Origin of the sequence: Bradyrhizobium sp. SBR1B, from assembly GCF_014198205.1 — a bacterium.
Lineage (GTDB): Bacteria > Pseudomonadota > Alphaproteobacteria > Rhizobiales > Xanthobacteraceae > Bradyrhizobium.
The window spans coordinates 133294-146337 of record NZ_JACIHC010000015.1; the positions used below are offsets into that span (position 1 = coordinate 133294).

Sequence of the window (13044 nt, forward strand, 5' to 3'; positions counted from 1 at the left end):
CGTCATTCCGGGGCGCGCGGCAGCGCGAGCCCGGAATCTCGACGTAGCATCAGACGTAGCATCATAATCTCTAGATTCCGGGTTCGGTGCTTTGCACCGCCCCGGAATGACGGTCGCTTTGGCGACCGTCAGTTAACGATCATTAACCATATCTGCCCCATACATCGTCTTTGGATCGCCCCTTTGATTCGGAGCCGACGATGCTGCGCTGGATGGTGCCTGCCCTTGCGGCGATGCTGACGGTTTCAGCCGCCGTTGCCGCCGACTTGCCGGCCACGCCGAAGCGGCGGGCCGCAGTTCCACCGCAGGAGCCGCCGCAGGTCTATGTCGATACCGATCCGGATGCGCTGATCTCGCCGGCCTATGGCGTCGGCAGCTACATCCGTAACCTGCCGGGCACACCGCTGCTGCCGGGCTCGCACACCCTGCCGGGCTATTATGGCCGCCCCTGGAGCTACGACTATCAGGGTGCGTATTACGGTGGGAAGCAGGCCGATTATTTCTGGCGCCTGCCCTATTCGTGCGGCATCTACGGCTATTGCTGATCAGCCGGGCTGGCCAACTGGAACCGCGCGCGGCTGCGCCTCCGCAGGTCGCCGCGAAGCGAGCCGCTCCACCTGCATCACCGCAAGCGTCAGCACGACGATTGCGACCGCCTGGTGAGACAGCGCGAGATCAATCGGCACCTGGTTGAGCAGCGTGAGAATGCCGAGCACCGCCTGCAGGCTCACCGCCGCGAGCAGCCAGAGCGCGCCGCTTGCCGCTGCACCTGCGCGCGAGCGCACCGCGTCGACCGCGTGGAGCGCGGCCAGCGCGAACAGCGCATAGGCGGTCATGCGGTGCTCGAACTGCACCGTCAGCACATTGTCGAACATGTTGCGCCACCACGGCGTCTCGAACCACAGCCGCTCGGCCGAGGGAATGAACGCGCCGTCGATCTGCGGCCAGGTGTTGTAGGCGCGCCCCGCGCGCAGGCCCGCAACCAGTGCGCCGAAATAGATCTGCACGAACGTCACGACGAGCAGCAGCGCGCTCGTGAAGCGCAGCCGCGCCGGTGCTGCGATCTGCGGCCGCTCCTTGAGCCGCCGCACCGTCCAGACAATGCCAGCGAAGATCAGCAGCGCGAGCACGAGATGCGTCGCCAGCCGATATTGCGACACCTCGACCCGTCCCGTCAGGCCCGAGGCCACCATCCACCAGCCGACCGCGCCCTGGAGCCCGCCAAGCGCGAACAGCAGCCACAGCCTGCGCTTCAATTCACCGGACAGGCCACCGCGCCACAGGAAGAACAGGAACGGCAAGAGATAGGCGACGCCGATGAAACGACCGAGCAGCCGGTGGCTCCACTCCCACCAGAAGATCTGCTTGAACTCGGACAGGCTCATCCCCGCATTGAGCTCGCGATATTGCGGGATCTTCTTGTAGGCCTCGAACGCCTCGGTCCACTGCGCCTCCGACAGTGGCGGCACGCTGCCCGTGACCGGCTTCCATTCGACGATCGAAAGGCCGGATTCCGTCAGCCGCGTCGCGCCGCCGACCAGCACCATCAGCGCGATCAGTGCGGCGACCGAGATCAGCCACCAGCGCACGGCGCGATGCGGGTTGGTTGGGACAGAATTCGTCGTCATTTCAGAGGTTAAAACCAGGGCTTGAACCGGACTGCGTGCCCCTTATAGTCCCCCGCTCCCGCAGCGCAAGTTACGCGAAAGCCGCTAGTAGTCCGTCATGACGATCCGCACCCGCAAGTTCCTCGGCGCCATCCTGCTCCTCGTGCTGGCCACGGTCTGGGCCCTGCTCGGCATGGCGGCGGCGCAGATGCCGTGGATCGCCGAGTCCGGCTGGCGGCAGGCGATCTATTACGTGGTCGTGGGCATGGGCTGGGTGCTGCCGGCGATGCCGATCGTGAGCTGGATGCAGCGGCCTGATCGCGTCAAGTCTGGCTCGTAGCGGTCGGCCTCACCGGCGCAAACGCAACACCCGACACCAGTACGCGCAACATGCGCAGCGAGCGCACGCGGCCATCCCAGGAAATCCGCGGCAGCGCGCGCAGATTGGTCCGCCCCTCCGCGTCCACGATGCCCGGGATCGTCGACACCGCGCTGGCAAAGCCGGCCTCCTCCGCCATCACGACGTGGCTGCGCCGGAACGAGGTGCGGTCGCCGAACGGAAAGGCGAGATGCCTGACATCGCGGCCGAAAGCGGCTTCGGCAACGGCCCTGCCCATCGCCATCTCGCGCAGCGCCGCACTGTCCTTCATGTTGGCGAGAACGGGATAGTTCACGGTCGCGCTGCCGATCGTGACGAGTGGATCGGCAGCCAGGTTCGCCAGATCCTCCCAATCCATCGACGCCTCGCGCGAGAGCGCGGCAAGATCAATGCGGTAGCGCGTACAGAGATCGGCGATCGCGGCCGATAGATCCGCCGGTGACAGCGAGTGCAGCCAGCTCTCGAGATGCGAGAACAGCGCCTGCTTCTCGGTATTGCCGGTGACGGTGAAGCGCTGCTCCCTCTCGCCCATCATCAGGCTGATGCGGCTCTCGCGCGCGATCACCTGTTCGAGCCCGAGCCACCAGGCCTGCCCGACACCATCGGGAAACGCGGTGGGCACGTAGACCGTGAAGGGCACGGCGTGATGCGTCAGCACCGGATAGGCGAAGTCGATGAGATCCTTGTTGGCACCATCGAAGGACAGCGCCACGAAACGCCGTTTCTCCGGCAGTGTCACCGCGCGCCGGCAGACCTCGTCCATGCCGAGAAAATCGTAGTTCCAGCGCTTCAACGCGCGAATGGCACGGTCGAGAAATTGCGGCGTGATCTCGTTCGCGCACAGCGGCTGAAACCCGCCGCCCCGCCGTGGCCGCACCCGCGCAAAGCGCAGGATGGCGCCGGCACCTCGGCTGCGCAGCGCGGCCTGGCCGGTGAACCAGGCCAGCTCGAGGCGCAGCCGTTCCAGCCATCTGTCGTCGGATGCCAAGATCCCACCTTCGCGCCCCCAGGGCGCCGTTCCCTCTCCATTGTCCTTACCCTTTGTTGACATTTCTTTGCAAAGGTCGGCCACAGGCCGAATTACGTCTATTTTGATTTCTCGACAGGTTTCGCGAATGACCATGGCTGCGGCGATGCAAAGCCGGACGGCAGAAGCGCCAGCGCGGTCGAAAGCGAGCCGTATCGCGCATGTCGATATCGTCACCGATCTCGGCGCCGCCGAGGCGGTCTGGCGCGCCTTCGAGGAGCCCGGCCATCTCTTCACGCCCTATCAGCGGTTTGATCTGCTGAGCCCCTGGCAGCGACTGGTCGGCGAGCGCGAGGGCGCGCGGCCCTTCGTCGTGATCGGTCGCGACGCCGATCGCAAGCCGGTGCTGCTGCTGCCGCTCTCGCTGCGCCAGAGCCACGGCGTGCGCACGGCCGCTTTCATGGGCGGCAAGCACACGACCTTCAACATGGGCCTGTGGGATGCCGCGTGCGCCGCACAGACCAGCGCCGCCGATCTCGAAGAACTGCTGGCGCCGCTGCGCGAACATGCCGACGTGCTCGCGCTGACACAGCAACCGCTGCGCTGGCGCGACCGGCCGAACCCGTTTGCGCTGCTGCCGCGACAGAGCGCGATCAACGGCTGCCCGCAGCTGGTGATGGAGCCCGGCGGCCCGCCGCCATCGCGGATCAGCAATTCGTTCCGCCGCCGCCTCAAGAGCAAGGAAAAGAAGCTCCAGCACCTCGCCGGCTATCGCTATCATCTGGCGACGTCCGATGCCGACGTCACCCGCCTGCTCGACTGGTTCTTCCGCGTCAAGCCGGCGCGGATGGCCGAACAGAAGCTCCCGAACGTCTTCGCCGAGCCCGGGGTCGAACAGTTCATCCGCAGCGCCTGCCTCGCGCCGCGCGGCGAAGGCCGCGTCATCGACATCCACGCGCTCGAATGCGACGACGAGGTGATCGCGATCTATGCCGGCGTCGCCGACGGCCAGCGCTTCTCGATGATGTTCAACACCTACACGATGTCCGAGCACGCACGCTACAGCCCCGGCCTGATCCTGATGCGCTACATCATCGATCGCTACGGCGAGCGCGGCTACCGCTCCCTCGACCTCGGCATCGGTTCGGACGACTACAAGCGGATGTTCTGCAAGGACGACGAAGATATCTTCGACAGTTTTGTTCCGCTGACCTCCCGCGGAAAACTCGCAGCGATGGCGATGTCATCTCTCAGCCACGGCAAGCGGCTGGTGAAGCAGAACCAGATGCTGTTTGATCTGGCCAGACGGCTGCGGCAGGCGTTCGGGTAAGAATTCACAGCTCGCAAGCTGCCCTGCTCCTGCAAGGCAAGTATCGTAGGGTGGGCAAAGCGAAGCGTGCCCACGTCTTTTGTTACCGTATCGGACAGGCCGTGGGCACGGCGCAAGTGCGCCTTTGCCCACCCTACGATTTCGCGTGTGCGGAGAGAGAAAGAAGAAGCCTACGCCGCCACCACGCGGGGCGCATCCACCGCACCCGAAGCCTGCACCGGCTTGCTCAACATCGTCACCTCGCTGAAGCCGACCGCCCTCAGCTGCTCGCACATCAGCGTACGCGCATCCGCCGTCATCGACGCATCGGGCACCACGACGGCGCGGGCATGCGCCGTCAGCAGCTCGGCCGGAAGGTCGGAGGCGCTGCCGGCGTCGATCAGCACGTGATCATAGGCGCGCAGCAGCGCGTCGATGGCGAGCGTCACCCGCGGCGATTGCAGCACGCTGCGGTCGAAGCCGGGACGGCCGGCCATGACGAGATGCAACCGCGACAGCTTGTCCCGGGTGATGATTTGCGCGAACGACGCCTCGCCCTGCATCAGCTCGGCAAGGCCGGGCGCCGAAGCATCGACCGACACCGCGGCAATCGTCGGCGAGGACGCGGCGAGATCGACCACGACGACGCGCGCCTCGCGCGCCAGATGCCGGGCGAGCGTCAGCGTCGACAGCGTAATGGCTTCGCCGGAAGCGGTGCCGAGCACCGTGATCTTCCTCGCCGCCGCGCCCGCGGCGCGCAGGCTGCCGGCCAGATTCTCGATCTCGGTGAATTCGGTGACCTCGGCATCATCGGTCATCTCCGGCTGAAGCGGCGCGGTCTCCGCCATGACCGGATCGGCGATCGGCTCGACCTCGGGCCGGACAACTGGCTGGACGACAGGTTGGACGACCGGTTCCTGGCGCAGCGGTGCCTGCGTTTGCACCGGGCCGAACGCGGCCACCGTGCGCGGCGCGGTCTGGCGCAACAGCTCGCCGGTGACGACGACGCCGGACGAGAGCAGCAGCGTCGCGATCGTCGCGATCAGCACGATCGGCAGCTTCTTCGGATAGGCCGGCGTGTTCGAGACGATGGCGCGCGAGATGATGCGGCCGTCGGTCGGCGCCGTGTCGATGGTCTCGCGGGTATTGGCCTCGCGGTACTTGGCGAGATAAGTCTCGAGCAGATCGCGCTGCGCCTTGGCCTCGCGCTCCAGCGCGCGGAGCTGGACGTCCTGGCCGTTGGTCGAGGTCGCCTGCTTCTTGAGCTGCTCGAGGCTCACGGTCAGGCCATCGACCCGGCCGCCGGCGATGCGCGCGTCGCTTTCCAGCGAGCGGGAGATCTTGGCCGCCTCGTCGCGGATTTGATTGTCGAGATCGCCAAGCTGCGCCTTCAGCTCCTTGATCCGGGGGTGATTGCCAAGCAGTGTCGACGACTGCTCGGCGAGCTGCGCACGCAGCGTGACTCGCTGCTCGGACAACCGCCGCATCAACTCGGAGTTCACGACCTCGGAGGCCTCGATCGGCTTGCCGCTCTGGAGCATCTCGCGGATCAGGCGCGCCTTGGATTCCGCATCTGCCTTCAGCGCGCGCGCATTGTTGAGCTGGGTGTTGACCTCGCCCATCTGCTGGTTCGACAGCGTGGTGTTGTTGGTGCCGACGAACAGGCTCGACTTGGAGCGGAAGTCCTCGACCCTGGCCTCGGCGTCGGAGACCTTCTTGCGCAGGCTCTCGATCTCGCCGGCGAGCCACTGGCTGGCGTTCTTGGCCTGCTCCTGGCGCGCGCCCTGCTGGAGCACGAGGTAGCCGTCGGCGATCGAATTGGCGACGCGCGCTGCAAGGTCCGGATCGGCGGACTGGAATTCGACCACGATCACGCGCGACTTGTCGACGGCGTAGGCCTGGAGACGATCGTAATAGGCATCGAGCACGCGCTCTTCCGGCGTCATCGAGAACGGATCGCGGCCGATACCGATCATCGCGGCCAGCGACTTCAGCGGCGAGATGCCTTGCAGCACGGGATCGAATTCGGGGCGTTCGGCGAGCTTGTTCTTCTTGATGATCTCCCGCGCCAGATCGCGCGACAGCACCAGCTGCACCTGGCTGGTGACGGCCTCGGCGTCGAGCGCCTGCCGCTCCTCGGTGCGGTCGCTGCTCGGACGCAGGAACACGTTCTCGCGGCCATCGATCAGGATGCGCGCTTCGGACTTGTAGCGCGGCGTGACGAGATTGACGACGGCAACGGAGGCGACGAGCGCCAGCACCGTCGGCACGATGATCCAGCCGCGCTTGCGCGCCAATGCCGCGCCGAGCGCGTGCAGATCGATATCGCCGGATTCGACTTGTGCCTGCTTGGTGACGATCGGCGTAGGCTTTGCTTCAAGCCTGACTTCAGCCTTGGCCTCGACTTTGGTCTCAGGCTTGGTCTCAGCCTTGGGCGCGACTTCGGGTTTGGCCTTTGAGACGGCTCGCGCAACCACGGCCTTGTCCTTGCCGGCACGCCAGAACGCTAAACGCATCGAACACTCCCGCAGGGGCAACGCCACTAAGCTACCTCAACCGTGGCGATTACACTCCATTAAGGTTGCCGCTGGGTTAATCGCGGCATGCGGCGACGTGCGCAGGCGCACTCGTCACCGTTTGTTAACCACGAGGCCCCTTAATCCGTCTCGATATTTTCCTCGGAATTGTTCGGCATTCGCCGTCGCGCGCTGGTTTTGATTCATGCCCCCCTCTCCTGACCGGCCGCTTCGTATCCTGCACGCCGTGCGTGCTCCGGTCGGGGGCATTTTCCGCCACATCCTCGACGTCGCCAACGGCCAGGTCGATCGCGGCCACCATGTCGGCATTCTCGCCGACAGTCTCACCGGCGGCGAGCGCGCCGACAAGGCCCTTGCCGAGCTCGCGCCGCGGCTGAAGCTCGGCGTGCACCGGCTCGCGATCCGCCGCGAGCCGTCGCCGGACGATGTCCTGGTCTGGCTTCGCATGCGGCGCCTGATCGCCACGCTCAAGCCCGACGTCATGCACGGCCACGGTGCCAAGGCCGGCGCCTTCATCCGCATGCGGCGACGCTCCGACGACACCATCCGCATCTACACGCCGCATGGCGGCTCGCTGCACTATCCCCTCAACACCTTCAAGGGTGAGTTTTACGCGCGGCTGGAGCGGACGCTGATGGACGCGACCGATCTGTTCCTGTTCGAGAGCGCGTTCGCCCGCGACACCTATCAACGCATCGTCGGCACGCCCAAGGGCGTGGTGCATTGCGTCTTCAATGGCGTCACGCCCGAGGAATTCGAGCCCGTCGTGACCACCGACGATGCCACCGACCTCGCCTATGTCGGCGAGTTCAGGCACATCAAGGGCGCCGATCTCCTGGTCGATGCCGTGGCGCGCCTGCACGAGGGCGGCAAGAAGGTCACGCTGACGCTCGGCGGCGACGGCGAGGAAACCGCGGCGCTGAAGGCGCAGGTCGAGAAGCTCGGCCTCACCCATGCGATCCGCTTCATCGGTCACGTCAAGGCGCGCTACGGCTTCTCCAAGGGGCGGCTGCTGGTCGTCCCCTCGCGCGGCGATTCCATGCCCTATGTCGTGATCGAGGCCGGCGCGGCCGGCATTCCCATGATCGCTTCCCGCATCGGCGGCATTCCCGAGATCTTCGGCTCCGACAGTCCGGCCCTGTTCGCGCCGAGCAATTCCGAGGCCATGGCCGAGGCGATTGCCGCGGCGCTCGATGATCCCCAGACCACCGCGCAGCGCGCCGTGTCCTTGCGCGAACGCATCTCGGCGCATTTCTCGCAAGCCGCCATGGTCGACGGCGTGATCGCCGGCTATCGCGACGCATTTGCCAATCATTAACCATCCTTAAGCCCGCTTTAGAAAATCTTCCGATTTGTTCGATAATCGAAGGACCAGGGGATGGCGCCCGGGGCGCCAACGCTATTGGCCCGCGGGTGCTTGAAATGGACGTGGAAGCCCGTGGAACCGCTCAACGCACGCTCGATGCTCGATGCCGCGACCAGCGCCGCGGCCAAGCCCGCTGACCAACCCTTCGTGGAGCGCCGCCGCCGGCTCTCACCCGCAGCCCTCGACGTCGTCAACCAGAAGGTCGCCCGCGCCTATTCGCCGATCGTGATCGCCGGTTTCGTGCGCGTGGCCGACTTCGCGCTGCTCAGCCTCGTCGGTATCGCGCTCTATGTCGGCTATGTCATGCCGCTCTCCGGCTTCAGCTGGGTCTATCCCGCGGAAGTCATCGCCGTATCGATCGCCGCCGTGGTCTGCTTCCAGGCCGCCGACATCTATCAAGTGCAGCTGTTCCGCGGTCAGCTCCGGCAGATGACACGGATGATCTCGTCCTGGTCGTTCGTCTTCCTGCTGTTCATCGGCATCTCCTTCTTCGCCAAATACGGCAGCGAAATCTCGCGGCTGTGGCTTGCCGCCTTTTACTTCCTCGGTCTCGCCGCGCTGCTCGCCGAACGCCTGGTGCTGCGCTCGCTGGTGCGCGGCTGGGCGCGCCAGGGCCGGCTCGACCGCCGCACCATCATCGTCGGCTCCGACAGCAATGGCGAGCAGCTGGTCGAAGCGCTGAAGGCGCAGGAGGATTCCGACATCCACGTGCTCGGCGTGTTCGACGACCGCAACGACAGCCGCGCGCTCGACACCTGCGCCGGCGCGCGCAAGCTCGGCAAGGTCGACGACATCGTCGAATTCGCCCGCCGCACCCGTGTCGATCTCGTGCTGTTCGCGCTGCCGATCTCGGCGGAAACGCGCATCCTGGAAATGCTGAAGAAGCTCTGGGTGCTGCCGGTCGACATCCGCCTCTCCGCGCACACCAACAAGCTGCGCTTCCGGCCCCGCTCCTATTCCTATCTCGGCGAGGTGCCGACGCTCGACGTGTTCGAGGCGCCGATCACCGACTGGGATCTGGTGATGAAATGGCTGTTCGACCGCGTCGTCGGCAGCCTCGCGCTGCTCGCGGCCCTGCCGGTGATGGGCCTGGTGGCGCTGGCGGTGAAGCTCGACAGCCCCGGTCCGGCGCTGTTCCGCCAGAAGCGCTTCGGCTTCAACAACGAGCGCATCGACGTCTACAAGTTCCGGTCGATGTACCATCATCAGGCCGATCCGACCGCATCCAAGGTCGTGACCAAGAACGATCCGCGCGTCACCCGCGTCGGCCGCTTCATCCGCAAGACCAGTCTCGACGAGCTGCCGCAGCTCTTCAACGTGGTCTTCTCCGGCAATCTCTCCCTGGTCGGCCCGCGCCCGCACGCGGTGCAGGGCAAGCTGCAGAGCCGGCTGTTCGACGAGGCCGTCGACGGCTATTTCGCCCGCCACCGCGTCAAGCCGGGCATCACCGGCTGGGCCCAGATCAATGGCTGGCGCGGCGAGATCGACAACGAAGAGAAGATCCAGAAGCGCGTCGAGTTCGACCTCTATTACATCGAGAACTGGTCGGTGCTGTTCGACCTCTACATTCTCCTGAAGACGCCGATCTCGCTGCTGACCAAGAACGAGAACGCGTATTGAGCTTCCGTCATGCCCCGGCTTGTGCGCGCTTGCGCACTGGAACGGGGCATCCAGTACGCCGCAGCGGCAGCTGTTTTGCGCAATGGCCGCCACGGCGTACTGGATCGCCCGGTCGAGCCGGGCGATGACAGCCGTGTTTGTGGCGTGTGAGTAGCGTAAGCGTATGAGCATGTGATGGCGTATGCGACGACAGCCGGTGGAGTGAACGTTGCCGTACCGGCTGCGCCCGGCGTGCTGGCGCTGCAGCGTGCGCTGGTGTGGCTGGTCGGCGCCTCCGGCGCGGTCGTCTTCATCGAGCCGAGCCCCTACGAGATCATGACGCTGCTCGCGGCCGTCACGTTCTTCGCCACCGGACTGCGGCTGCGGCTCGCGCTGATGCCGCTGGTGCTGATGCTGGTCCTGCTCAATGTCGGCTACACGATCAGCGCGATCCCGCTGTTCGAGCAGTCCGAGGTGGTGAGCTGGATCGCGACCTCCTGGTACATGGCGGTGACCGTGGTGTTCTTCGCGATGGTCACGTCCGAGGATACTGCGGCCCGGCTCGACATGCTCCGCCGCGGCCTCGTGGTCGGCGCGATGATCGCCTCGCTGCTGGCGGTCGCCGGCTATTTCCACCTGGTGCCCGGCGGCAACGACCTGCTCACGCTCTATGGCCGCGCGCGCGGCACGTTCAAGGACCCGAACGTGCTCGGCGCCTTCCTGATCCTGCCCGCGCTGTTCGCGCTCCAGAGCGTGGTCTCGGACAAGCTGGGGAAGGCGTTCCGCAACGTCATCGCCTTCGGCATCATGTCGCTCGCGATCCTGCTCGCCTTCTCACGCGCCGCCTGGGGCGGCCTGGTGCTGACCTCCGCCTTCATGCTGGCGCTGATGGTGCTGACCAGCCGCACCAACGCGCAGCGCTCGCGCATCATCATCATGGCGATCGTGGCCGCGGTGCTGGGGCTCGCGCTGATCGCGGTGCTGCTGTCGTTCGATTCCACCGCCGAGATGTTCAAGCAGCGCGCCAGCTTCGACCAGAGCTACGACGAGGGCCGCTTCGGCCGCTTCGGCCGCCACATCCTGGGTGCGGAGATGGCGCTCGACCTGCCGTTCGGCATCGGCCCGCTGCAATTCCACCGTTTCTTCCCCGAGGACACCCACAATTCCTATCTCAACGCCTTCATGTCCGGCGGATGGCTCTCCGGCGTGTGCTATCCCGCGCTGGTCTTCACCACCGTCATCATGGGCTTCCGGCACATCTTCGTCCCGGTGCCCTGGCAGCGTGCTTATCTCGCAGTGTTCTCCGCCTTCGTCGGCACCGTCGGCGAAAGCTTCGTGATCGACACCGACCACTGGCGGCACTTCTGGATGATGCTGGGCGCGATGTGGGGCATGATCGCGGCCGCGCAGATCTACAAAATTAGCGACGAAGCTTCTTCAGCTTGAGGGCCGGCCGCTTTTCCGGCGGCGTGTCGAGCAGGCCCTTCAAGGCCTCCGTCGCCGCGAGCACACCCTTGTAGCCTTCGTTGGCGAAACGCAGCAGCAGCCGCAATTCCTCGTCGGAATAGCCGCCGAATACCTTCTCCATCGCCTGCTGCATCGGCACGTAGAATTGGCCGATCTTCATCGCCGCGTCCGGCACGACGGCGATGAAGACCTTGCGGCGATCTTTCTCATCCCGCTCACGGCGCACCAGGCCGGCCTTTTCGAGCCGGTCGACCACGCCGGTGATGGCGCCCGTCGTGAGGCCCGTGACCTCGGCGAGCCTCCCTGCGGTGACGCGTCCCTCGAGATACAGGATGTCCATGCATTCGAGATCGGAATTGGCAATTCCGGCAACGTTGGCAACGGTTTGCCCATAGAGCACGCCCTGCGCCGACGACCTGCGCATCGCCTCCTCGAGCTCCTGCAGCAGCGCAGCGCGCGCCTTCGTCCTTGACAAGGCCGACCTCATATCTTAGGCGATATATATCTTAGTCACTAAGAGATTTAGCGACCGTAATTCCTCCTAGCACCACGGAAACGTCGGGAGCAAGCCATGTCCTATCGTCCCCGCAAGGCCCTGATTATCGGCGCCGGCATTGCCGGCCCCGTGGCCGCGATCCTGCTGCGCCGCGCCGGCATCGAGTCCGCGATCTACGAGGCCTGGCCCTATTCCAAGGGCATCGGCGGCGGGCTGCAGATCGCGCCGAACGGCATGCATGTGCTGGACGAGATCGGGCTGGCGAATGAATTGATCAGCCGAGGCTCGATCGCCGAATCCTTCGACTTCTATTCGCAGGGCGGCGCGAGGCTCGGCTCGATCAACCGCGACATGGAGCGGCGCTTCGGGCAGCCCGCGGTGAACGTCTGCCGCGCCACGCTGAACGAGATCCTGATCGACAAGGCCTGGTGCGCCTGCGTTTCGCTCTATTTCGAGAAGCGCTTGATCAAGATCGAGGACCGCGGCGACCAGCCGATCATCGCCTATTTCGCCGACGGCACCACGGCCGAGGGTGACTTCCTGATCGGCGCCGACGGCGTGCACTCGATCACACGTCGACAGGTGGTGCCGGACGGACCGCAACCCTTCAACACCGGACTGATCGGCTTCGGCGGCTTCGTGCCGCACGCCGCCCTCGACGGCAGGCCGATCGGCCGGCACGTCGAGACCACGTTCGGCCAGAGCGGCTTCTTCGGCTATGGCTATTGCAGCCCCGATCCCACGGACGGCGTGATGTGGTGGAGCACGCAGCCCGCGCAGGGCATGGACGCGGCGATGTTCCGCGCGCTCGACCCGTCGACGCTGAAGCAGCATCTGCGCGGCTTCCACCGCGGCTGGCACGACCCGATCCCTGATATCATCGAGGCCGCCGAGAACATCGTCGTCACCGACACGCTCGACGTCGCGACCCTGCCGACCTGGTCGCGCAAGCGCTCGCTGCTGATCGGCGATGCCGCGCACGCGACCAGCCCTCACGCCGGCCAGGGCGCCTCGCTGGCGCTGGAGGACGCGATGCGGCTTGCCCGCCTGATGCAGGAGGGCCAGGAGCTCGGCGCCACCTTTAGGGCATTCGAGGCGGAGCGCCGCCCGCGCACCGAGAAGATCGTCGCCATGGCGCGCCGCAACGGCAACAGCAAGCGCGAATTCAGCGCCGGCGGCGCGTGGATCAGGAATCAGATGATCAAATTGTTGTTGCCGTTGGGATCAAAGAACATGGATTTCATGTACGCATATGACGCGCGGGCAGCGTAGCGGCACGAACGCTGCCGTAGGGTGGGCAAAGGCGCAAAGCGCCGT

At 65.7% G+C, this 13044-nt stretch carries 11 protein-coding genes; 7 read left to right on the forward strand and 4 right to left on the reverse strand.

From position 1 onward, the window contains the following. Nucleotides 1-200: 200 nt before the first annotated feature. Complete coding sequence (locus GGD61_RS29880; RefSeq protein WP_092257781.1) at nucleotides 201-545, forward strand: hypothetical protein; 345 nt, start codon at nucleotides 201-203, stop codon at nucleotides 543-545. On the opposite strand, the gene GGD61_RS29885 is transcribed toward GGD61_RS29880, so the two are convergent. Continuing rightward, the gene (locus tag GGD61_RS29885) at nucleotides 546-1628 is read right to left on the reverse strand and encodes a COX15/CtaA family protein (protein ID WP_092257407.1); all 1083 of its coding nucleotides are present in this window, start codon (nucleotides 1626-1628) and stop codon (nucleotides 546-548) included. It abuts the gene before it with no gap. Between the two features lie 97 nt (nucleotides 1629-1725). Between GGD61_RS29885 and GGD61_RS29890 the strand changes: the two genes are divergently transcribed. Then, nucleotides 1726-1947, forward strand: a complete 222-nt coding sequence (locus GGD61_RS29890; protein ID WP_018320088.1) for a DUF2842 domain-containing protein — start codon at nucleotides 1726-1728, stop codon at nucleotides 1945-1947. Here the strand turns inward: GGD61_RS29890 and GGD61_RS29895 are convergent. Then, nucleotides 1931-2974, reverse strand: a complete 1044-nt coding sequence (locus GGD61_RS29895; protein WP_092257410.1) for a polysaccharide deacetylase family protein — start codon at nucleotides 2972-2974, stop codon at nucleotides 1931-1933. The genes GGD61_RS29890 and GGD61_RS29895 overlap by 17 nt on opposite strands. A gap of 127 nt (nucleotides 2975-3101) precedes the next feature. On the opposite strand from GGD61_RS29895, the gene GGD61_RS29900 reads away from it, so the two are divergent. Then, nucleotides 3102-4283, forward strand: coding sequence for a GNAT family N-acetyltransferase (locus GGD61_RS29900; protein ID WP_092257412.1), 1182 nt, complete (start codon nucleotides 3102-3104; stop codon nucleotides 4281-4283). A gap of 170 nt (nucleotides 4284-4453) precedes the next feature. Here the strand turns inward: GGD61_RS29900 and GGD61_RS29905 are convergent, their stop codons facing one another. Next, the gene (locus GGD61_RS29905; RefSeq protein ID WP_092257414.1) at nucleotides 4454-6778 is read right to left on the reverse strand and encodes an exopolysaccharide transport family protein; all 2325 of its coding nucleotides are present in this window, start codon (nucleotides 6776-6778) and stop codon (nucleotides 4454-4456) included. A gap of 205 nt (nucleotides 6779-6983) precedes the next feature. Here GGD61_RS29905 and GGD61_RS29910 point away from each other — a divergent pair, with 205 nt between their 5' ends. The 3 genes from GGD61_RS29910 (at nucleotide 6984) to GGD61_RS29920 (ending at nucleotide 11210) form a co-directional block, all read left to right on the forward strand. Further along, a complete protein-coding gene (locus tag GGD61_RS29910) occupies nucleotides 6984-8117 on the forward strand; it encodes a glycosyltransferase family 4 protein (RefSeq protein WP_092257417.1) in 1134 nt (377 codons plus the stop codon). A gap of 120 nt (nucleotides 8118-8237) precedes the next feature. Next, the gene (locus GGD61_RS29915) at nucleotides 8238-9785 is read left to right on the forward strand and encodes an undecaprenyl-phosphate glucose phosphotransferase (protein ID WP_177237148.1); all 1548 of its coding nucleotides are present in this window, start codon (nucleotides 8238-8240) and stop codon (nucleotides 9783-9785) included. 174 nt (nucleotides 9786-9959) lie between these two features. After that, a complete protein-coding gene (locus GGD61_RS29920) occupies nucleotides 9960-11210 on the forward strand; it encodes an O-antigen ligase (protein WP_183231728.1) in 1251 nt (416 codons plus the stop codon). Here GGD61_RS29920 and GGD61_RS29925 read toward each other — a convergent pair. Beyond that, nucleotides 11185-11655 carry a MarR family transcriptional regulator gene (locus GGD61_RS29925; RefSeq protein ID WP_183231737.1) on the reverse strand — a complete coding sequence of 157 codons (471 nt, stop codon included), beginning with the start codon at nucleotides 11653-11655 and terminating at the stop codon, nucleotides 11185-11187. The two genes, GGD61_RS29920 and GGD61_RS29925, sit on opposite strands and share 26 nt — an antisense overlap. Before the next feature lie 147 nt (nucleotides 11656-11802). On the opposite strand from GGD61_RS29925, the gene GGD61_RS29930 reads away from it, so the two are divergent. Continuing rightward, entirely contained in the window at nucleotides 11803-12999 is a 1197-nt protein-coding gene (locus GGD61_RS29930; protein WP_092257430.1) for an FAD-dependent monooxygenase, read from the forward strand. The last annotated feature ends 45 nt before the right edge of the window (nucleotides 13000-13044 follow it).